The sequence below is a fragment of the Arthrobacter sp. L77 genome (genome assembly GCF_000816565.1).
Lineage (GTDB): Bacteria > Actinomycetota > Actinomycetes > Actinomycetales > Micrococcaceae > Arthrobacter_D > Arthrobacter_D antioxidans.
Genome location: NZ_JWSU01000006.1, coordinates 874,739 through 895,918, shown reverse-complemented (window position 1 = coordinate 895,918; position 21,180 = coordinate 874,739). Strand labels below are relative to the sequence as shown.

At 68.8% G+C, this 21,180-nt stretch carries 20 protein-coding genes and 1 tRNA gene; 9 read left to right on the top strand and 12 right to left on the bottom strand.

Features of this window, described 5'->3' with window-relative positions; genetic code table 11:
• Positions 1–60 precede the first annotated feature (60 nt).
• Positions 61–133 (bottom strand) — tRNA-Arg (locus tag RY94_RS14270).
• A gap of 137 nt (positions 134–270) precedes the next feature.
• Between RY94_RS14270 and RY94_RS14265 the strand changes: the two genes are divergently transcribed.
• Together RY94_RS14265 and RY94_RS14260 are read left to right on the top strand one after the other, a co-directional pair.
• Positions 271–930 carry a hypothetical protein gene (locus RY94_RS14265; protein WP_156135183.1) on the top strand — a complete coding sequence of 220 codons (660 nt, stop codon included), beginning with the start codon at positions 271–273 and terminating at the stop codon, positions 928–930.
• Between the two features lie 27 nt (positions 931–957).
• Positions 958–1,596 (top strand): isochorismatase family protein, encoded by a 639-nt coding sequence (locus tag RY94_RS14260; protein ID WP_043446146.1) that lies wholly within the window; start codon positions 958–960, stop codon positions 1,594–1,596.
• 19 nt (positions 1,597–1,615) lie between these two features.
• Here the strand turns inward: RY94_RS14260 and RY94_RS17990 are convergent, their stop codons facing one another.
• Both RY94_RS17990 and RY94_RS14255 read right to left on the bottom strand, forming a co-directional pair.
• Complete coding sequence (locus RY94_RS17990) at positions 1,616–1,792, bottom strand: hypothetical protein (protein WP_156135182.1); 177 nt, start codon at positions 1,790–1,792, stop codon at positions 1,616–1,618.
• Between the two features lie 12 nt (positions 1,793–1,804).
• Positions 1,805–2,173 carry a hypothetical protein gene (locus RY94_RS14255; RefSeq protein WP_052274383.1) on the bottom strand — a complete coding sequence of 123 codons (369 nt, stop codon included), beginning with the start codon at positions 2,171–2,173 and terminating at the stop codon, positions 1,805–1,807.
• A 389-nt stretch (positions 2,174–2,562) separates the two neighbouring features.
• Here RY94_RS14255 and RY94_RS17505 point away from each other — a divergent pair, with 389 nt between their 5' ends.
• Entirely contained in the window at positions 2,563–3,216 is a 654-nt protein-coding gene (locus RY94_RS17505; protein WP_082046368.1) for a maleylpyruvate isomerase family mycothiol-dependent enzyme, read from the top strand.
• Positions 3,217–3,545: 329 nt separating this feature from the next.
• Here RY94_RS17505 and RY94_RS14250 read toward each other — a convergent pair whose 3' ends face one another.
• The 3 genes from RY94_RS14250 to RY94_RS14240 form a co-directional block, all read right to left on the bottom strand.
• The gene (locus RY94_RS14250; protein WP_052274382.1) at positions 3,546–4,121 is read right to left on the bottom strand and encodes a GrpB family protein; all 576 of its coding nucleotides are present in this window, start codon (positions 4,119–4,121) and stop codon (positions 3,546–3,548) included.
• Complete coding sequence (locus RY94_RS14245) at positions 4,118–4,561, bottom strand: hypothetical protein (RefSeq protein WP_043446143.1); 444 nt, start codon at positions 4,559–4,561, stop codon at positions 4,118–4,120. Before RY94_RS14245 ends, RY94_RS14250 begins: the two co-directional genes overlap by 4 nt.
• 66 nt (positions 4,562–4,627) lie before the next feature.
• Entirely contained in the window at positions 4,628–5,944 is a 1,317-nt protein-coding gene (locus RY94_RS14240; RefSeq protein ID WP_043446141.1) for an ATP-binding protein, read from the bottom strand.
• Positions 5,945–6,409: 465 nt separating this feature from the next.
• Between RY94_RS14240 and RY94_RS18465 the strand changes: the two genes are divergently transcribed.
• The 3 genes from RY94_RS18465 (at position 6,410) to RY94_RS14225 (ending at position 10,595) form a co-directional block, all read left to right on the top strand.
• Entirely contained in the window at positions 6,410–8,482 is a 2,073-nt protein-coding gene (locus tag RY94_RS18465; RefSeq protein ID WP_231554533.1) for a chloride channel protein, read from the top strand.
• 31 nt (positions 8,483–8,513) lie between these two features.
• Complete coding sequence (locus tag RY94_RS14230) at positions 8,514–9,893, top strand: glutamate decarboxylase (RefSeq protein WP_043446137.1); 1,380 nt, start codon at positions 8,514–8,516, stop codon at positions 9,891–9,893.
• 219 nt (positions 9,894–10,112) lie between these two features.
• Positions 10,113–10,595, top strand: coding sequence for a hypothetical protein (locus RY94_RS14225; protein ID WP_043446134.1), 483 nt, complete (start codon positions 10,113–10,115; stop codon positions 10,593–10,595).
• Between the two features lie 142 nt (positions 10,596–10,737).
• Here the strand turns inward: RY94_RS14225 and RY94_RS14220 are convergent, their stop codons facing one another.
• Both RY94_RS14220 and RY94_RS14215 read right to left on the bottom strand, forming a co-directional pair.
• Positions 10,738–11,814, bottom strand: a complete 1,077-nt coding sequence (locus tag RY94_RS14220) for a 2,3-butanediol dehydrogenase (protein ID WP_043446131.1) — start codon at positions 11,812–11,814, stop codon at positions 10,738–10,740.
• 277 nt (positions 11,815–12,091) lie between these two features.
• Entirely contained in the window at positions 12,092–12,496 is a 405-nt protein-coding gene (locus tag RY94_RS14215) for a DUF6855 family protein (RefSeq protein WP_043446128.1), read from the bottom strand.
• A 251-nt stretch (positions 12,497–12,747) separates the two neighbouring features.
• Between RY94_RS14215 and RY94_RS14210 the strand changes: the two genes are divergently transcribed.
• From RY94_RS14210 to RY94_RS14200, 3 genes are all read left to right on the top strand, one after another.
• Positions 12,748–13,698 (top strand): NAD(P)-dependent alcohol dehydrogenase, encoded by a 951-nt coding sequence (locus RY94_RS14210; protein ID WP_043446126.1) that lies wholly within the window; start codon positions 12,748–12,750, stop codon positions 13,696–13,698.
• 432 nt (positions 13,699–14,130) lie between these two features.
• Entirely contained in the window at positions 14,131–15,348 is a 1,218-nt protein-coding gene (locus RY94_RS14205; protein WP_043446835.1) for an NRAMP family divalent metal transporter, read from the top strand.
• Positions 15,349–15,365: 17 nt separating this feature from the next.
• Positions 15,366–16,151, top strand: a complete 786-nt coding sequence (locus tag RY94_RS14200; RefSeq protein ID WP_043446123.1) for a putative hydro-lyase — start codon at positions 15,366–15,368, stop codon at positions 16,149–16,151.
• A gap of 15 nt (positions 16,152–16,166) precedes the next feature.
• Here the strand turns inward: RY94_RS14200 and RY94_RS14195 are convergent, their stop codons facing one another.
• From RY94_RS14195 to RY94_RS14180, 4 genes are read right to left on the bottom strand one after another with little or no spacing between them, the layout of a single operon-like run.
• On the bottom strand, positions 16,167–16,859 hold the full coding sequence (locus RY94_RS14195; protein WP_052274381.1) for a GntR family transcriptional regulator: 693 nt from the start codon (positions 16,857–16,859) through the stop codon (positions 16,167–16,169).
• A 32-nt stretch (positions 16,860–16,891) separates the two neighbouring features.
• Positions 16,892–18,643: an acetyl/propionyl/methylcrotonyl-CoA carboxylase subunit alpha gene (locus RY94_RS14190; protein ID WP_043446120.1), complete on the bottom strand. Its 1,752-nt coding sequence runs from the start codon at positions 18,641–18,643 to the stop codon at positions 16,892–16,894.
• A gap of 11 nt (positions 18,644–18,654) precedes the next feature.
• Complete coding sequence (locus RY94_RS14185; RefSeq protein WP_052274380.1) at positions 18,655–20,349, bottom strand: 5-oxoprolinase/urea amidolyase family protein; 1,695 nt, start codon at positions 20,347–20,349, stop codon at positions 18,655–18,657.
• The gene (locus RY94_RS14180) at positions 20,346–21,104 is read right to left on the bottom strand and encodes a LamB/YcsF family protein (RefSeq protein WP_043446118.1); all 759 of its coding nucleotides are present in this window, start codon (positions 21,102–21,104) and stop codon (positions 20,346–20,348) included. Before RY94_RS14180 ends, RY94_RS14185 begins: the two co-directional genes overlap by 4 nt.
• Positions 21,105–21,180 lie beyond the last annotated feature (76 nt).

Below are 21,180 nucleotides of genomic sequence, written 5' to 3'. Positions count from 1 at the left end.
ATCCTGTGGAGCCTACCAAAACAGAACCGCCGCCGGCCTGATGGCCGACGGCGGTGGATGTGCCCTCGATAGGATTCGAACCTACGACCTTCTGCTCCGGAGGCAGACGCTCTATCCCCTGAGCTACGAAGGCAGATACGGAAACTCCCGTACCCGTGAGGGACTCATCGAGCTTAGCAGGTAGGGCATGTGTGGGGAAAACGCCGGGCGGGGGGAGTGGCGCGCCGGGCCGTGATAGATAGGAAGCACCCTCTGTTCGAAGGACCGCACGTGACTCATGACAAGCAGCACCCACTCGCCGATCCTGCATCACCGGTGTTCGGCATCCTGTCGACGGCGATCATCGGGGCAGTTCCCCTCATCGATGCATCCAGGCTGGACGACCGGCAGCGTCGCGCTGTCCACGTCGGGACCGCTGTCCTCACCGGCCTGTACATCGGGGTTACGGTCGGCGGCACGCGGCTGCCGCTGCGGGTACTGGCGGGACTCGCCGCGGCTGCGGCCGCTCTTCGCTTCGCCGATGTCTCAGACGTGATCGATGCCCGGCTCGAGGAGAAGCTTCGGCGGGCCGGTACGCGGCACCCGCGCCGCTGGATGGCAGCAGGTACCGCAGCATTCACTGTCGCCGGATTCCTCAGTGACCGTGCTGCGGCCAGAAGAGCGCAGGTCAGGGCGATGCTGGACGACGAGCCTGAGCAGGTGAGGCCGCTGGACCCGCGCGTCCGGGGGCTCCTCGAGGGCATTCCGGGTGCCGGCGGGACAGCCGGAGCACGTGAGCTCCGCGCACAGCCGGATCACCTCGCTGCAGAAACACCGGACCGGGAGAACGCAGGGCCCGTCGACAGCGCCCTCACCGAGGGGCCCGATCCCTCCGAGGCCGTCTACACCGTCGACAGCGTCGACGGGACGAGCCCACCGATCGGTTCGTGACCGCCCCGCCCCGGGTAATGTCCCACTATGACCACACCCCGCCGCGCCCTCGTCCTCGTCGATGTCCAACAGCAGTACTTCGGGGGGCTGCTGGAGATCCAGTACCCGCCGCACGAGCTGTCCCTCCCGCGGATCACGGCAGCCATCGATGCGGCCACCGCCGCCGGCATCCCGATCGTGGTCGTCCAGCACAGTTCAGGCGAGGGCGCCCCCGTCTTCGCCCCGGGCACGCCCGAGTTCGAGCTCCACCCCGAGATCGAGCGCCGCCGCGCCGGGACCTGGAAGAGCATCGTGAAGCAGTACGGGTCGGTCTACGCCGACACGGACCTCACCCGATGGCTGCGTGGTTACGACGTCGACACCGTGACCCTCGCGGGCTACATGACCAACAACTGCATCCTCGGGTCCGCCGTCGAAGCAGAAGCCATCGGTTTCACCACGGAAGTCCTCTCCGATGCCACGGGGGCGATCAACATCGCGAACGACGCCGGCTCTGCCGACGCCAGGACCGTACACACGACCCTGCTCGCACTGTTGAACTCCAACTGGGCCGCCGTCGGCTCCACGGACTCATGGATCGCGGCCCTGACCGCACACCAACCGCTTCCCGGCAGCGATCTGGGCAGCTCCGCCGCTGCGGGAGCAGCACGCGCCGGCCACCCTTGACCTCGGAGCCTCTCCGCGTTCAGGACGGACGAGTCGGCCCGGCCGCTCCGGCGACCACGAGGGCGGTCGGGACGACCTCGCGCGGGACGGAGCCGACGAGGACGACGAGCAGCCCGACGAGCAGCGCCGCGGGGATCAGCAGGCGGAGCCAGAACTCATGGGTGCCCCGCCGTCGATCCGACGTCCGTCGGTTCATCGATTCCCCTGTTCATTTCACGAGCCGGCAGCTTCGGATGGACCCGATCTCGTCGAGCAGCTCGATCATCACGACGCGGGAGAACCAGCCGGTCTCGATGTCGTACTCGGCGCCGATGACGAACGACGCCGCGATCTCGTCGCGCGTATCGCGCGTCACCCCCTGCGACAGCTCGAGCGATCCGCAGCTCGATGTCCCAATCAGCACCCCGGCCGTGGACGCCGAGCCCCGCGACCCGCCCGATGAGGTCATCGGCCCAGCGGACACCACCTCACAGCGCCGGGTCTCGATGCCCATGGTGTTCCACAGCGGAATGCCCAGCAAGAACCCGCCGACCACGAGGATCAGGACCGTCGTCAGTCCCCACAGATAGTCCTTCACCGAGGGACGGGTCCTTCGTCTCACGCGACTACCGTCTGTCGGCGTGCTCGTGCCGTCCACTTCTACCGCTCACCTCCTGCTCGAGGGAGAGTCGGTCGTGCCGGTGCTCCGGGCATGGGCGGTCCTGTCCGTTCGCGCCGGGCAGGCTCGGGAGAGGTGCCACGCTGCACCACGGATAGCTCCGCTTCGGCACGGCACTCCCCATTCGTCGATCTGCTCAGCCTAGATGCCTCATGTCCACAGGCTCCCCGACACCGTGGAACATCGTGTCGTGAGCCGTTGACGCGCTCGCGGTCGATCCTGAGCAGGGACCACGCGACTCGTTTTGATGCCGCCGCCAGTCGTAGAGGTACTGGTTGTCGGGTCCAACCGCGTGGTTGTATTGCCCCATGCCTTCCCGACCTTCGGCCGCGGTGTGGCCGGCTGTTCACATCGAACGCGACATCCTGATCAGGGAACTCGAGTCGCTCACCCCGGAGCAATGGGCACAACCCTCGCTCTGCCCCGGCTGGGACATTCACGACGTCGTAGCTCATCTCGTGGATTCCGCGAAGACAACCCGCCTCGGCTTCCTCCGTCAACTGATCGCCGCGAGATTCGATTTCGACAGACACAACGCGAACGGCATCACCAGGGAACGTGCCTCCACCCCGGAAGCGACCCTGGGCGAGTTCCGCCGCGTACGCGATGCAACCAGGACGCCGCCTGCTGCTCCAGCAACCCGACTCGTCGAAGCGATCGTGCATGGTGAGGACATTCGCCGTCCGCTGGGGCTTCTGCGCGCCTACCCGAGTGAGTCGATCGACGCGGCCTTGCGTCATCAACTCAAGACCGGCATCTCCATGGGCGGCGGCAAGGAACGCGCCGCCGGATTCCGTCTGCGGGCTTCCGATTCGGGAGTTGAGCACGGTTCCGGTCCAGAGGTCGAAGGGACCTCGTTGGCACTGCTCATGGCCGTCTCGGGCCGCCCCGTCGATGCGGAAGATTTCCGGGGTGAGGGTGCCGCCACCTTCGTACGAACGCTGGAACAGGCACCCCGATGAGCAGCCCCGTCCCGTACTGCTCACCCTCAGGCGTCCTGAGCATGACAGGCACCCCATGTTCCCCGCCCTCGCCAGGAGGCGTGCTCGGCGCCGATCATTGCCGATGACAACGGATGGCTGTGCGTCTCCCTCGACGAGCAGTGCACCCACTGGTGGACCACTGAGGGTGATGAGGTTCTCGGCGGTACGGGGACCTTCTGCTCCCTCCTGGCAGGGCGCGGTACACAGGGGCTGGGCGTCGACCCTGCTGGAGCATCCGTCGCCCGCGCCCGGGCCACTCGGCGTCCTCGGCAGGTCATAGTCGGGACGTCATCGACCACCGTCGCCGATCACTTTCGCGTATTCAGCTCGCGGATCTCACTCCTCTCCTCGGGCGTGAGGTCCGAGACGGCCAGGATGTCCTGCAGCACGGTGGACTTGCCGGCGATGTAGCGGTGGATGTCCATATCGGGTTCGCCTGCCAGTTGTCGTTTCACCGCGCCGTACCGGTCCCGGAGGGCGGGGTCCGCGAGGAGCGCCGCCCGTACGGCCAGGTGGTTGCGAAGGTGCAGGGTGCCGGCCACACACAGGTAGACGTTGCGGGCCGGTGTCTCATCGGGTGCCCTGAACGTTTCGCGGTCCGCTACTCCGAGGTCTCCACGGTGTACGTAGCCCGCGCGTTCGAGCGCTTCGATGGCAGCAGGAACGACGTGGCGCAGGACGATGATGTCGATGTCGAGGATGGGCTTGGCCGGCAGACCCGGGACCGCCGTCGAGCCGACGTGCTCGATCGAGATGATCGGGAGCCCTGCCAGAACGGTCCCCAGAGCATCGGCGACACCCCGGTACTGGCGCGCCCAGTCCGGCGTGTACGGCTCGATGATGATGCCGGCGCAGTACCGGTCGGCCTGTGGAGTCGAGCTCATTCCGTGAGCGCCGGTCCGACGGTCGGTGGCGCATGGGCGCCTGCCGCGATCCAGGCGTCCAGGTCGCCTGGTCGCCGGAAGGACAGGACCGGAGGCATCGACGGGTCAACCCTGATCGTCCCGATCGCCTGCCGTTTCCGGGTGAAGGTCCTGAAGTGCCAGCCGATGATGGAGTCCTTCGCGAGGGCACGGCGGAGGACGATGTCCCGCCAGGACGAGTAGGCACTGTCCAGGACCCACCGGTCCTGCGCGGCGGTGGTGGCCGCGATCCGGTACTGGTCCTCGACCGGCCGGCCCTCCCACCCGGGGAGCCACCCCAGGTCGTCGTCGGCCGAGAACTCGGGGACACCGGTGACGAGGGAGTAGGCATGGGCAGCCGAGGTCTTCCCGCTGCCTGTCACGCCGTGGAAGAGGACCCGCTGGGCCGGTGCCGCCGTCATGGTCTCCACCGTAACTCCCCGGAGGATCGTCGGAGAGGACCCGCACGCGCCGGAGGTTCTGGGCCTCTAGACACGACCGAGGGTGTCGATGTCCGCCAGGAAGTCCTGGTAGACCTCGTCGCTGACGGTGGTCCGGGTCTCGCCGATGGCGTCCAGATAGTCCTGCGTGGTCGGGCCCTTCCGCCCCGCCGCACGGACGGACGCTACGCCTCCGGAAGCCGACCCGCCGTCGTCGTACACGGCTTTTTCCAGAGCGCGCTGCGAGGCGCTGCGGGCGGCGTACTCGATGTCCGCGGGGGAGAACCCCTGGGTGCGTTCCACCAGCAGCGCCACGTCCACGGTGTCCGCTACGGGTGCGGGGATGAAGCGATGCCACATCGCCTCGCGGGCCTGACGGTCCGGCAGGCCGATGGGGATGACGTAATCGAACCGCCCGTGCCGCAGGAACGCCGTGTCCAGGGCCCTGATGAAATTGGTGGCGCACACCAGCAGCCTCCCGGGCTGTTCGCGGAAGGCCGGGATGATCTTGAGGAGTTCGTTCGTGACACCCTGCAGGGGCGACGGCGGCTCGCCGGAGCGGTGCGAGGCGATCTCCTCGACCTCGTCGATGAAGACCACGGCGTGTTCCAGTTCCGCGATCTCCAGGAAGGTCTCGCGGAGGGCCCCGGCCAGTCCCTGGGGGTTGGCCGCCAGGCGGGAGGGGAACACCTCCACGAAGGGCCACTCCAGTCGGGAGGCGATGGCCTTGGCGAAGGTGGTCTTGCCGGTGCCCGGTGGGCCGAAGAGGACGACGGCCCGCGGCGGCACGACACCGAATTCATCGGCCAGATCCGCCTCGGCGAGTGGAAGCACGAGACGGCGTTCCAGCAGCTCTTTCTCCTTGCGCATCCCGGCCACCTTCTCCCACTGGTCGCGAGCAAGGATGCGGCCACCGAGTTGGCCCAGTGCGCCGAGCTCCTGTCGCTGGACAGGGATGGTGCGCTCGAAGTACCGCAGGTTCTTCTTCAGCGCGAAGCCACGGCTCAGGAATGCCTCGACCCTCGTCTCCGACTCCGGCATCAACGCCGAGAGCTTGTTCAGCCCGTGCGGTGACATGCTGTTCTCGACGGCCGTCAGCAGCGAGGTGCCGATACCGCGGCCACGATATTCGGGAAGAGTGGCCAGGAAGACTATCCAGCCCTGGTCGTGCGCGGCACGTCCGACGGCGGCGCCGACAACCTGGTCGCCCTGCACCGCCACCACCGCGTGATCCTTCTCGCAGGACGCGAGCACCTCGGAGAGGGCATACACGGGGTCGACGTTGCTCGCCTTGAGGGTCTCCCACAGGTGCAGGATTCCGTCCAGGTCCGCCGAGTGGAAATCCCTGATCCGCCAGGTGGTCATCCCATGTCTCCTCTAGGTCTTCTTCTGCCTCCGTGAAGCCCACCGAGATCGAACCGGCCCGCGGCTTGCGTGATCCAGATGGAACCACCCACCCCCACGCTGGGACCCAGGACCGGCTATGTCAATCCCGGCTGTCGCACGCTGCGGCACGCCGTGTCGGTTATGCGCGGGCCAGGGCCCGCGTGGTCCGCCGGGTGGTCCCGGGTCCGTTTCACCCGCAAGTGGTGATGGTTGCCCGCACGTGAGGCGCTAGCTTGGCAACCGTGCGTTCGACCAGCTTCTGTCGACCGTGAGGCTTCACCCAAGGCTCCTGTCCTTCGGCGGACGGTCAGCGGAAGGAGAAGGAATGCCCACCTGCCACCACTGGCCCACCGATCCGGTTCTCCCGGACCTGTCGGCGACGCCGCACACCCGGAGCTCGCCTTACGTGCCGATGTGGGCTGACTCCCTGCCGGGTGGTCGGGCATGAACGGCCCCGCTGCGTCCTCGGCCGGACTGGACCCGATCGCTGTGATCCGTTCTCGGTCCTACCTCGCCGCGCTCGTCCTGGCGGCCGTCCTGGGGGTACCCGTCTCGATCATTGCGTACGGTTTCCTCGCGTCGGTCGCGGCGATCCAGCAGTTCGTCTTCGTCGGGCTGCCGGATCAGGTCCTCGGGGGCGCTGCTCCGGCGTGGTGGCCGGTCCCGTGGGTGATGCTGTGCGGGCTGCTGACGGCACTGACCATCCGGTACCTGCCGGGCACCGGGGGCCACTCACCCGCTGCCGGCTTCACGGCGGGCGGCGCTCCGGCCAACGGTCGGGAGCTCGTGGGCATCGTCCTCGCTGCGCTGACCACGCTCAGCCTTGGTGCAGTGCTCGGGCCGGAAGGCCCGCTGATCGCGATCGGTGGCGGCCTCGGTGCGTTGGCGATCCACCTGGTGAAGAAGGACGCTCCGCCGATGGCCCTGACGATCATGGCATCGGCCGGCAGCTTCGCAGCGATCAGTACCCTGCTCGGCTCTCCTGTGCTCGGCGCGTTCCTGATCATGGAGGCCGCGGGGATCGGGGGGATGACACTGAGCCTGGTCGCCCTGCCCGGGCTGCTCGCCTCCGGCGTCGGGGCGCTGGTCTTCGTCGGTTTGGACGGCTGGACCGGGCTGGGCAGCTTCTCGCTGGCACTGCCCGTGGTGCCGCCCGCGGAACCGCCGACCCTGGCGACGCTGGGCTGGGCGGTGATCATGGGCGTCGTCGGCGCCCTGCTGGGATGGCTGATCCGCCGGGCCGCGCTGTCGCTTCGCCCGGTCGTGCATCGGAGCCGGGTCCTGGTGACCACCGCGCTGGGCCTGCTGATCGGCCTGACTGCGATGGCGTACCAGGTGATCTCGGGTCGCACCTTCACGCAGGTGCTGTTCTCGGGGCAGGAGGCACTCCCGGAGCTGGTCGGAAACGCCGCGGACTACTCGCTTCCCGTGCTGGTCCTGCTGATCGTCTGCAAGACCCTGGTCTACGGGCTCTCGCTGAGCGCCTTTCGTGGTGGTCCGGTGTTCCCGTCGATGTTCATCGGCGCGGCGCTCGGTATCGCTGCGAGCGGGCTGCCGGGAATGGATCTCGCGGCAGGGATCGGCATGGGCATGGGCGCCATGTGCGCAGCCATGCTGCGGCTGCCGTTGACGGCGACACTGCTGGCCACGCTGCTGCTGGGCGCCGACGGGGTGGCCGTGACACCCCAGGTGGTGGTGGCTGTGGCGGTGGCCTTCGTGATCATCAATGTTCTCCCGGATCCGGGTCCGAAGGAGCACGGGACACCGCACGATCGCGGGGGCGTCAGGCCGCCGGCCCGGTCGGGTGTCGACCATGCACCGGGGAGGTCGAGGGCGGCCCGATCGACCGTCCAGGACCGGCGGATCGCGTGGCTGTTCATCATCGGCTCGAGTCTGTTCGCCCTGGGTGTGGTGCCGCCGTACGCGGAGGCCGTGGGATCGCGCTGGTGTGGACTCACCTTCTTCGTCGGCTCCCTGTTCTTCACCGGTGCGGCGTACCTGCAGTACCGCGACGCCGTCGACGCGCTCCCCGCTGCGGACACCACGGCCGGCCGCTCGTTCTGGGTCTGGGCGCCACGGGATCTCGTCTGGCTCGCGGCGGCGATCCAACTCGCCGGCACCCTGTGGTTCAACTGGAGCACGGCGAACGCGCTGCTGGTCGGTCTCAGTACGGAGCTGACCGAGCAGCGGGTATGGCGACCCGACGCGCTGGGCTCCGTGGCATTCCTCGTGTCAAGCGGTGTGGCGTTGCGATATGCCCGTCGCAGTGCCGCCGCAGGCCGGCTCAGGCCCCGGACGTGGACGATCGGTGTGGTCAACATGGCCGGCTCTGTCGCCTTCGGCATCTCGGCCGTCGCGGCCTTCGTCGTCCCGTCCAGCGGCGACGTCTGGAACGCCGAGCTGTCCGGTCTCGGCACATTCGTGGGAGCACTGTGCTTCCTCACCGGCGCGATCCTGATGCTGAGTCCGGAACCCACCGGTGCCCCGGTTCCTGCGGACCAGGGAATCCATCCGTAAGCCCCTGTCACCTGTTCCTGAAGGAGAAGTCATGTCAGTAGATTCCCACCAGACGAACGCCGACGCGGCATTGTTCGGCAACCGATTCATCACCGAGGAGGTTCCGAGCCGGGAGTTCCCGGAGACCGGCATTTCTGCCCAGGATGCGTTGCGCCTGGTGTCGGAGGACCTGGCGCTGGAGGGCGATCCAGCCCGGAACCTGGCGACCTTCGTGACGACGTGGATGGAGCCGGAGGCCCAGCGGATCATCGCCGCGAACCTGCACCGCAACTTCATCGACCACGCCGAGTATCCCCGCACGGCCGAGATCGAGCAGCGCTGCATCCGGATGCTCGCCGACCTCTTCCACGCACCCGGCGAGACGACGGGAGCCCGGACCCAGGGGTCGTCCGAGGCGATCATGCTCGGCGGTCTGTCCCTGAAGTGGAACTGGCGCAAGCGTCGCGAGGCCGCCGGTGCGTCGACGTCGAGCCCCAACCTCGTGTTCGGCGGCGACGTACACGTGGTGTGGGAGAAGTTCTGCCGCTACTTCGACGTCGAGCCGCGGATCGTGCCGCTACAGCCGGGGAAGTACACCATCGGCCCGGACGATGTGCAGCCGTACATCGACGAGAACACCATCGGCGTCGCAGCCGTCCTGGGAACGACGTTCACCGGGCACAAGGACGACGTCGTCGGCATCAACGACCTGCTGCTCCGGATCAGGAACGAACGAGGGCTCGATGTGCCGCTGCACGTGGATGCAGCGAGCGGAGGGTTCGTCTGGCCTTTCCTCTACCCGCACTCCGAGTGGGACTTCCGGCTCGAGCAGGTCCGCTCGATCAATGTCTCCGGGCACAAGTTCGGGCTGGTCTATCCCGGCATCGGCTGGCTGATCTTCCGGGAGAAGGCCGACCTCGCCAAGGACCTCGTGTTCGAGGAGAACTACCTCGGCAAGACCGATTCGACCTTCACGCTGAACTTCTCCACAGGCTCGGCGATGGTTCTCGCCCAGTACTACAACCTGGTCCGCTACGGCCGCGCCGGCTACACGTACATCATGCAGAACATGCAGACCAACGCCCGTGTCCTCGCCGGGAAGCTGGACGCCATGGGCCGGTTCGAGATCATCGGCCCCGACGAGGAGCAACTTCCCCTGGTCGCGTTCCGGCTGGCCTCCGACCCCGGATACAACGAGTTCGACATCGCCTGGCAGCTCTCGGCCGAACGCGGCTGGATGGTGCCGGCGTACACCCTGCCGCCGGACGCCCAGAACGTGACGATCATGCGGGCCCTGGTGAAGGAGACGATGAGTCGCGAGCACGTCGATACGCTCGCCCGCGACATCGAGGAGGCGTGCTCCACGCTGGCGAAGAAGGGCGGTGCGCACGAGTCGGAACGGAACAAGATCGTCACCGGATCCGGCCACTGACCTGCCGCCACGGGGTGCACGCAGGGCCCGGTGCGTCCGTCCGGGCCCCTGCGGGAACCGGGCCGAACGACTCCCGGCGCTCACCCAGCGGAGCGGACCATGATGGTCGCGATGACGGTGCGGTACGAACCCCGCCAGGCATAGCCTCCTGCTTCATCCGCCTGGACGTCCCGGTTCCATCACCCCTCGTTGCTGCGGTCCCGAAGAAGGAGTCCTATCGTGCTTGAAATCGGTGGCCTTCCGGCCCATATCCTCCTCATCCACGGGGTGGTCGTCCTGGCACCCGTCGCCGGGATCCTGTCCCTCCTGTTCGCCGGCCTGCCGCGTCTGCGGTCCCGGCTGGCGTGGCCGCTGGGCGTCCTGGCCGTCGTCCTCGTCCCGTTGTCCATCCTGACCGCGGAGGCAGGGGAACAGCTCGAGCACACCATGCCGGAGTCGGCGGTCATCGAAGTGCACGCGGAACAGGGGGACCTGTTCAAGACCCTGGCGGTCGTCTTCTTCGTCATCGTCGCGGCCCAGATCGCTGCGGCATTCCCACAGGCCCTCATCAGGTCCCGCCGGCTCGGTGGACTACGGAACCTCCTGGGCGCGCGCTGGGTCGGGGCCCTCGCCGTCGTCCTGGGGATCGTCGGCGGACTGGCCATCGTGTACCAGAGCATCGTCACGGGTCATTCCGGATCCACCTCCGTCTGGGGCGGTTAGGCCCACTGGGCGCCCCGAGCCTCATAGCCCGGACGTCGGCGCTCGTTCGCGGTGTCCGAGCGCCGACGACCCGCCGAACGGCTCATGATCCGTCGGCGGGTCGCCTCGTGCGCAGCAACAGGCAGCTATCTGCCTGCCGCGGTCAGAGGCCCGTGCCGGAGGGTGAGACGAGGATCTTGACGGCCGTCTCGTTCCGATGGATCAGCGTGTCGAACCCCTCCTCCACGAGTCCGTCGAGTCCGATCCTGCCGGTGATGAAGGGAGCGAGGTCGATCTTCCCCGACTCCACCAGTTCGATGGTCGCGGGGTGGGAGTTGCCGTAGGCGATGGTGCCGCGCAGGTCGATCTCCTTCATCACCAGCCTGTGGATGTCGAAGTCCGACCGCTTGCCCCAGATCGAGACCACGACCAGCACACCCGTGGGCCGCAATGCGTCCATGAGGGTGTCCAGGACCACCTGCACGCTCGTGCATTCGAATGCCACGTCCGCGCCCTTCCCTCCGGTCAGTTTGCGCACCTCGGCAGCGACATCCGTGGCAAGGGGATCCAGTGCATGATCGGCCACCCCGGACTCGAGCGCTTTCTGGCGTCGCAGCGGGCTGAGCTCGGACACCACCACCGTGACGCCCAGGGCCTTGAGGACGGCGGCCGTCAGCAGGCCGATCGGTCCCGCTCCACCCACCAGGGCCACGTCCCCGGCCTGCGCCCCGGACCGGTTCACGGCGTGATAGCCCACGGACAGGGGTTCGATCAGCGCTGCCTGGTCCAGGGGCACCGACGCGGCAATGGGGTGCACCCAGCGTCGTTGCACGGCGATCTTCTCGCCGAGACCACCGCCGCGTCCGGCGAGGCCGATGAAGTTCATGTTCTCGGACAGGTGGTAGTCCGTGCTCTCCGGGCCGGTCTCGACGTCGTCGCCGATGATGTAGGGCTCGACGACGACATGCTGGCCTACTGCGAGGTCGTCGACGCCGTCGCCTACGGCGTAGACGACGCCGGAGAACTCGTGGCCCAGCGTGATGGGCAGCGTTTCGCCCGAGATCGGGTGAGGGGTCTCGTGGGTGGGGCAGAAGATCGGGCCTTCGAGGTACTCGTGCAGATCCGTGCCGCAGATCCCGCACCAGGCCACATCGATGCCCACCGTGCCGGGCCCCACCTCGGGCTCGGGGACCTCATCGACACGGATGTCCCCTCGTCCGTAATAGCGTGCTGCTCTCATGGTTCCTCCACACCTCGTGCGCACGTGGCGGACCCACGCCCGTACCTCATGGTAGATCCAGCATGGTAGATCCCGCGGCGATGCGTGGTGCCTCCGGTGGCGCCACTCCTGCCGAGGGGATCCAGCAGCTCCGCAGGGGACTGCAGCAAGCTATTGACGGCAGACGGGAGTGGCATTGGGGCCGCTGTGCTCCGCGTTCGCGCGCACGGAGTTTTAGGCCGTGCAGTTCATGCCGGTGGTGGTGCTGGCGCAGATGAGGCGGCCGCGTCCCGCGAGTTCAGGCGATCGCGCGAACCTTGTTGTTGCGCTTCTCATGCGTGAGTTCGACCAGACCGAGAGCCTCCAGCAACGGCGGCAGGTACATGCCGAACCGACCCCGATAGCCTTTTCTCAGCCCGTACCAGCCGTTCACCGGGTTGGAGGCATCCCTGCCCCACGCCTCGACGCTGCCCTCGGGCGCAGGCTTCGTCTCGTCCGCCGCGCCGAGTGGGACCCAGCCGCCCTGCTCCAGCAGCCAGGCATGCAGGTCGCCGATGGCCTGCCGGTGGTATCTCAGGGTCGTCGAGCCCACCTGGCAGACGAGCGCCGGGGGGTCGGCCAGGGGGTCCTCGTACATCGTGTAGTCCGAGGATCCCGGAGCCGTCACCAACCGCCATGGATCGTTCTTCGTTCCTTCAGCCATTCCGCACTCCTTCGCGCACCCGACTCGGCGTCTTCCCCCGTGAGCATCAGACTAGGAGGTGCCGGGCGACTCGCCCAGATCCGGACCCGCAGGTCCCGGGTGGTCCTGAACGATGGGAGGGCTGATCGCACGGCGGGTGGATCCTCAGGCGATGGATCTGGATGCGATCCGTGGGCCCGGCGTGTCCCTTCCACCCGGCGTATCCTGACCCGCATGGTTGATCACGTCTGTTCCACGGCCGGCAGTGCCGGATGAAGGCCGTCGTGTACGAGCGCTACGGCCCGCCGGACGTGCTGAGGCTGGAGGACGTCCCGGTTCCGACGCCCGGAGCACACCAGGTGCTCGTCGAGGTCGTCGCGACATCGATCAACCTCTCGGACTGGGAGGGGCTCCTCGGCACCCCGATGTACGCTCGGCTCGGTGGGCTGCGCGCCCCGGCCCGCAGGGTGCTCGGCTCCGACATCGCCGGGCGGGTGGCCGCCGTCGGCTCCGGGGTCACCCGGTTCCGGCGGGGCGATGAGGTGTACGGCGACAATCTGGGACTCAAGGGCGGCTTCGCCGAGTACGCCGTGGTCCCCGAAGCCGCGCTCACCCGCAAGCCTGCTGAGCTGACGTCCGCCGAGGCTTCGACGCTGCCGCAGGCAGGTTCGATCGCCCTCCAGGGCACCGCCCGCGCACACCCCGGGCAGCGTGTGCTGATCAACGGGGCGGGCGGCGGTTCGGGATCGTTCGCGATCCAGCTCGCGAGGTCCTCGGGCGCCCACGTGACCGCCGTGGACAACGCCGACAAACTCGCCTTCATGCGGAGCCTCGGGGCCCATGAGGTGATCGACTACCGCCGCCAGGACTTCACCAGGCTCGAACCCTATGACCTGGTGCTGGATCTCGTGGCCCACCGATCCGCGTTCGCCTACCGGAGGGCGCTGACCCGCGGCGGCCGGTACCTCTGCGTGGGCGGAACCACCCGGACACTACTGCAGGTCGTGACCCTCGGAACCGCGCTGGGCCTGCTGACCGGACGGCGGCTCGGGGTCCTCGCTGTCAGGGAAGGCCCCGCGCACTTCGAGCCCGTCGCGCAGCGGTGCATCGACGGCGATCTTCGCATCCACATCGACCGCACCTTTCCGCTCGAGGCGGTGCCGCAGGCCCTCGCCTACGTCGGGACCGGGCATGCGCTCGGCAAGGTGGTCGTTGTCCCGTGATCGTTGCCGGACGCCCTTGGTGATGACGGCTACGGGACGATGATCCGGGCCGGCTCGAGCAACGTTGCCCGGCGAAAGCCCGCTCAGGAACAGGGTCCCCTGTCGGTCCCACTCGGTGATGCTGCCGCAGGTGGCCGCGCCGATTATAGGTGGTCCGCCACGAGTTCGGGATGGTAGTTCGACCGGAAGCCCGCGGTGAGGAGATCACCCACCCGGAGACCGGCTTTCGTATCGTGGGAGAACGGCCCTTCGTCCTGACCTCCGATTGGTCACGACAGTCCGGGGGACAGCGACCACGGTGTCACCCCGCTGCGGGCGAACCGCCTGCTCAGAAGTTGTTGAACAATACCTTGCGCGGATTGTTCAACAACCTGTAGGGTCATCCCCACCACAGGATGTGACTCCAGTCACCTTGATGTAATGGACGGGCCCATGGCAGATACCCAGAACAGACCGAAGCTGAGCTCCTCCGCTCGGCGCACCGCACTGCTGGGGGCCATGTTCCTCATGGCCACCAGCGCCATCGGGCCTGGCTTCATCACCCAGACCACCGTGTTCACCGCTCAGATCGGCGCAGCGTTCGCGTTCGCCATCCTGGCCTCGATCCTCATCGACATCGCGGTGCAGATGAACGTCTGGCGCGTCATCGGGGTCTCGGGGCTCCGCGCGCACGAGCTCGGCAACAAGGTCCTTCCGGGCATCGGCTGGTTCCTGGCCGGACTCGTCTTCATCGGCGGCGTCGTCTTCAACATCGGCAACATCGCCGGCACCGGGCTCGGCGCCAACGCGATGCTCGGTATCGAGCCCAAGATCGGTGGCGCCATCTCGGCGGTCATCGCGATCATGATCTTCGTGAGCAAGAAGGCCGGCATGGCACTGGACCGCATCGTGGTGATCCTCGGTGCCATCATGATCCTCCTGATGATCTACGTGGCCATCGTCGCCGCCCCGCCCGTCGGCGAAGCGCTCAAGAACGCGGTCCTGCCGGAACAGATCGACTTCCTCATCATCACCACCCTGGTGGGCGGCACCGTGGGCGGCTACATCACCTACGCCGGCGCGCACCGCATGCTCGACTCCGGTGTCACCGGCCCGGACAACGTCCGGCAGATCACCCGCAGCTCGGTGATCGGCATCCTGGTCACCGGCGTCATGCGGGTGCTGCTGTTCCTGGCGATCTTCGGCGTCGTCGCCGGCGGCGCGGTGCTGACCAGCGACAACATGGCCGCCGAGGCCTTCGGCATCGCGGCCGGCGAGATCGGCATGCGGGTCTTCGGCATCGTCCTCTGGGCCGCCGCGATCACCTCGGTGATCGGTGCCGCGTTCACCTCCGTCTCCTTCATCACCACTTCGAAGACACCGGAACGCAAGCGGAACCTCATCACCGTCGCCTTCATCGCAGGCTGCGCCGTGGCCTACCTCTTCCTCGGTCAAGCGCCCCAGGAACTGCTGATCTTCGCCGGCGCGTTCAACGGCCTGATCCTGCCGGTCGGCTTCGGTGTGCTCCTCTTCGTCGCCTGGCGCCGCCGCGACCTGATGCACGGGTACACCTACCCGAAGTGGCTGCTGATCGTCGGCATCGTCACCTGGTTCCTGACCCTGTTCCTCGGCTACACCTCACTGACAGGTCTGGCGAAGCTGTGGGGCTAGGGGCTGCGTCCGCGGGGATGCCCAGCGATCCGGCGGCGATGCTGCCCGCCGACGCGCGCGCCGCTTTCCGTGCCGGACTGGTGACGCCGACGTCGGGCTGGTCCCGCGGCTACGCGCAGGTGAACGTGCTGTCGATCCCGCGGGATCAGGCGTTCGATCTGTTGCTCTTCGCCCAGCGCAATCCCAAGCCGTGCCCCGTCCTCGGGGTGCTGGAGCCCGGTGAGACCTCCGGGCCGCTGCTGGTCGGCGGGGACATCAGGACCGACGTCCCGAGGTACACCGTCTACCACGACGGCCTTCTGGTGGATGAACCCACCGATGTCGAAGCCCACTGGCGCGATGACCTGGTGACCTTCCTGTTCGGCTGCTCCTTCACCTTCGAGGCCGCGTTGCAGGACGGCGGCGTCAGGATCGCGCACCTCGATCAGGGCGTGAACGTGCCGATGTACCGGACGAACCGGGAGGCCGCTCCGGCCGGTGCCATGTCCGGTCCACTGGTGGTGTCGATGCGCCCGGTCCCGGCCGCCCAGGTGGCCGACGCCGTCCGCATCACCTCCCGCTATCCGGCCGTCCACGGCGCCCCCGTCCACGTGGGCAATCCGGAGGAGCTGGGGATCGACCTGCAGTCGCCGGACTTCGGGGACGCGGTACGGGTTCCCGAGGGGCACCTGCCGGTGTTCTGGGCCTGCGGGGTGACCCCGCAGGCGGCCGTCATGCAGTCCCGGCCCCCGCTGGCCATCGGTCATGCGCCGGGGCACATGCTCATCACCGACGCCCGGGACAGCGACTACCTGGTGCCCTAGGCCGTGCGGTCGGTCCTATCCGGCCTCGTCGGCGAGGCGGCCCAGGAGCTCGGCCTCCGCGGAGTCCAGATAGGCGCGCAGGCCGGAGGCCGCCTCCTCCCGGTGCCCGGCCCGGAGCCGCTCCACGAGCTGTACGTTGCGGTCCACATAGTGGCTGTGGAAGTCCGGAGCCGAGGCCATGGCGTGGAACACGAGGCGCATCTCGGCGAGCACGCGGTCCATCAGCGTCCGGAGGGATTCGCTCCCGGTGAGGCCCACCACGGCGCTGTGCAGCGCCTGGTTGGCGTCGGCCATGTCGGCGACCGTTCCCGCGTCGCGCGCTGCCTGCGCCCTCTGGACGATGGACTCCATCGCGTCGAGCACCTCGGGCGTGACCTCGCCCCACAGCGCCGCGGCGGGTTCGATCATCCGGCGTACGCGGTAGATCTCGCGCACCTCCTCGATCCCGGGGGAGGCCACGAACACGCCGCGGTTGGGGATCCGGGTGACCATCGATTCGCCGGCGAGCGTGGAGAACGCCTCGCGCAGCGTGTTGCGGGAGACGCCGAGCGCCGTCGACAGCGCCTGTTCCGACAGCTTCGACCCGGGCGTGAGCTCACCGGCGGCGATGCGACCCCGCAACACGGTGGCGATCCATGCCGCCGTGTGCGCGTGTTCGGCGGTCCCCGCGATCACGCTGTCGGGCTCCGCTGCTGCCTCTATCGCCATGGTCTTCCCCCATCCCTCGTCACGAACCGATGCTAGTCCACTGCGCCCAGGACCTCGCCCAGCACCTCTCCGCGTGCGACGGCGGCACCCGGCTGCTGCCCGCCGCGGCGGAAGGTGCCGGCGATCGTCGACAGGACCTCGGTCTCCATCTTCATGGCCTCGATCACCGCGACGGGTTGTCCCGCGCCGACGGCGGCGTCGTCGTCGGCCAGCCACGTCACCAGGGTGCCGCCCATGGAGGCCGTGACCGAGCCATGATCGTCCGTCGTCGGGTCGGGGGACGGCACGACGGCGCCGGTGGCACCGTTGCCGGTCATCAGGGCGGTGAAGATCACGGCGGGGAGCCCCAGCTGCACGGCCTTGCCGTCGATCTCCACGGTCAGGGTCTCCCGCCGGGCCGGACGCCCCGCCACCCCGCTCGAGAGGGCGGCGTCCAGGCGTCCGGCGAACGCCGATTCGATCCACGTGGTGTAGACCCCGAGCCGGTCAGGATCGGTGAAGTCGGGGTCCCGGACCACCGCCCGGTGGAAGGGGACCACCGTGGGAAGGCCCTCGATCCGCAGTTCGTCGAGGGCGGCGCGGGCGCGGCGGAGCGCCTGCGGCCGGTCCTCGCCGTGGACGATGAGTTTGGCCATCAGGGAGTCGTACTCGGCGGGGACGCTGGACCCGGAGCGCACCCCGGTGTCCACGCGGATGCCGGCCCCGGTGGGAGCCTCGAACACGTCGACCGGGCCGGGGGAGGGCAGGAATCCTCGGCCGGCGTCCTCGGCGTTGAGCCGGAACTCGATGGCGTGGCCCTGCGGCGCCGGGTCCTCGGTGATGCTGACGCTCAGGCCGGCGGCGATGCGGAACTGTTCACGGACCAGGTCGATGCCCGACGTCGCCTCGGTCACCGGGTGTTCCACCTGCAGGCGGGTGTTGACCTCCAGGAAGGAGATCACGCCGTCGGGTGCCACCAGGTATTCGACGGTGCCGGCGCTGGTGTAGCCGGCCTCGCGGCAGATGGCGCGGGCCGACTCGTGGATGCGGGTGCGCTGGTCGTCGGTCAGGAACGGTGCGGGGGCTTCCTCGACCAGCTTCTGGTTGCGGCGCTGCAGCGAGCAGTCGCGGGTACCGACGACGACGACGTTCCCGTGCGTGTCCGCGAGGACCTGCGCCTCGACGTGTCGGGGCTTGTCCAGGAACCGTTCGACGAAGCATTCGCCACGGCCGAACGCGACGGTGGCCTCGCGGACCGCCGAGTCGAAGGCGTCGTCGATGTCCTCCAACCGGTGGGCGATCTTCAACCCGCGCCCGCCACCCCCGTAGGCGGCCTTGATGGCGACGGGGACGCCGTACTGTTCCGCGAACGCGCGGACCTCCTCGGCGTCGGCGACCGGTCCGTCGGACCCGGGGACCAGCGGGGCACCCACCTTGACCGCGATCTCGCGGGCCGTGACCTTGTTCCCCAGGCTCCGGATCGCGGCGGGTGACGGGCCGATCCAGATGAGCCCCGCGTCCTGGACGGCCTGCGCGAAGTCGGCGTTCTCGGAGAGGAAGCCGTAGCCCGGGTGCACCGCGTCCGCGCCGGCCCTGGCGGCGACGGCGAGGAGCTTGTCCATGTCGAGGTACGTGTCGGCGCCGGCCGATCCGTTCAGGGCGTAGGCCTCGTCGGCGAGGCGGACATGGAGGGCATCGGCGTCGGGCTCGGAATACACGGCCACCGAGCTGAGTTCCGCATCGGTGCACGCGCGGGCGATGCGGACGGCGATCTCGCCGCGGTTGGCGATCAGGACCTTCTTCATGGCTGCTACTTTCACGAGCTTCGGGTGGGCGGGTGCTGGTGCGGCCGGGGGATCGGCTGCAGGTCTTCGGGATCCACTGCCTGGAACCGCAGGCGGGTTCCCGGCGCCAGCTGGGCGGCGACGCCCAGGTCCTCGGGGACGACGACGCCGATCACCGGATACCCGCCCGTCACCGGATGGTCGGCGAGGAAGAGCACGGGCAGGCCCGAGGGTGGCACCTGCAACGAACCGGCGACGACCCCCTCGCTCGGCAGCTCGTCGGTGGTGAGGCGCTGCAACGGCGTGCCGGTCTTCTCCGTGGTCGGGCCCGGCGTGGTTCCCGGTGCTGCACCGTCCGGTCCACCCACGGCGAGGCGGACCCCGATCCGGTTCGATTCGGCCGTCACGCTCCAGCTCTGGCCGGTGAGCGCCCTGAGGGATTCATCGGTGAACCAGTCGTGGCGGGGACCACCGGTGATGCGGAGGACCACCGGTCCGTGCGTTCCCGACCGGACGGTGGCGGGAAGAGTGGACGGCTCGGCAGCGCCGACCGTGCGGCCCTGGTCCACCACGCCGACCGGAAGCACGGTCCCCGCAGCGAGGGGAGCCGGACCGATCCCCGACATCACGTCGGTCGACCGACTGCCCAGCACCTCCGGCACGTCGATCCCGCCGCGAATCGCCAGATAGGTGCGCAGCCCCGCGTCGGGCGCGTCCAACTGGAGGGTTTCGCCGTCGTGCAGGGCGAACGGTGAGCACATGGGGGCCGGACGGGGGGTGTCGTCACGGCCGATCCCGGCGGGCGTGGGCGCGCCGGTCAGCGCGACGGTGAGTTCCCCGCGGGCCCTGACGGTGAGGCCGCCGAGGATCGTCTCGATGACCGCGTCACCGGGTGCGTTCCCGACCAGCCGGTTGGCCTGTCGTGCGCTCGCGGTATCGGCGGCACCGGCTTTCGAGACGCCCACGTCGCCGAGGCCGGGCCGACCCAGGTCCTGGATGAGCGACTGCGGTCCGGGCGCGAGGATCTCGAGCGACGGTCCGGCTTCCGCGGGCGTGGCCGGCGACGGGGTGGCGTCGGTGGCAGGGGCGGTCAGCGTGACCGACTCCCGGACGGCCACGTACCGCACCGCGGTCCCCGGTCGGAGGAGGGCCGGCTGCTCCCGGTCCAGGTCCCAGAGCCGGGACGCGGTCCGTCCGATCAGCTGCCAGCCGCCGGGCGAACGGCGCGGATAGACGGCCGAGAAGTTACCGGCCAGCGCCACCGCCCCGGCGGGGACCGCGGTACGCGGCGTGCTGCGACGGGGGACCGTGAGCGACCCGTTCTCCCCGACCAGATAGGCGAACCCCGGGGCGAAACCGCCGAACGCTGCGGTCCACAGCTGGCCGGTGTGCACGGCGATGACGCCGTCGGGGTCGAGGCCGGTGAGGCGCCCCACCTCGGCGAGGTCGTCGCCGTCGTACACCACCTCGATCCGCACCGGATCACCGGCTGCGGCCGCGCCTTCGGAGGGTGCGGTGTCCACCTGCGCGACGGCGGCGCGGGCGGCACGGGCGTTGGTGCCGGAATCGAAGACGGCCAGGACGGTCCGGGCGGCGGCGAGCACGTCGACCTGCCCGCGGAGCGGGTGCTGCTGCAGGTACGCGTGCACCGTGAGGACCGACTCCAGCGATTCCAGCTGGATCAGGAGGGCGCGCGGCCCGGCCCAGCGAATCTCGGGAGGGGTCACACGAAGCTCCGGATCTCGATGCCGGCGGCCTCGAGGTCACGGCGGACAGCGGCGGACATGGACACGGCACCGGTGGTATCGCCGTGGAGGCAGATGCTCTCGGCAGTGGTCCTGATGGTCGAACCGTCGCGGGCGATGATGACACCGTCGCCGGCGAGTCGGACCATGTTGGCCGAGACCTCGTCCTCGTCGTGGAGGACGGCGCCGGGTTCGCGGCGGGAGACCAGCGTGCCGTCGGGGTTGTAGGCCCGGTCCGCGAAGGCTTCGGCCACCCCGCGGAGGCCCGCCTTCTCCGCGGCCTTCAGTGCCACGGAGCCGGGGAGGAGCAGCAGGGGAAGGTCGCCGCCGAACGCCTTGACGGCATCCACCACGGCCTGTGCCTGGACCTCGTGGGTGACGATGGTGTTGTAGAGGGCGCCGTGGGGTTTCACGTACCTGATGGTGCCGCCGGCCGCCCGGGAGATCGCGTCGAGCGCGCCGATCTGGTAGAGGACGTCGTCGGCCAGCTCGGTGGGGGAACAGTCGATGAAGCGGCGGCCGAACCCGACCAGATCCCGGTAGCCGACGTGCGCGCCGATCGTCACGCCCGCGGCCACTGCATCCCGGCAGGTCTGCGCGATGGTGGAGGGTTCCCCGGCGTGGAAGCCGCACGCGACATTGGCGCTGGAGACGGAGCGGAAGATCGCGGCGTCGTCGCCCATGGTCCAGTTGCCGAACGATTCGCCGACGTCGCTGTTGAGGTCGATGTGAACGATTGTGATCCTCGTCTCTCCTGAGTGGTTCCTCTAGGATGCCCGAGTTCATCGGATTGTTCAACAATTATTGGTTCCT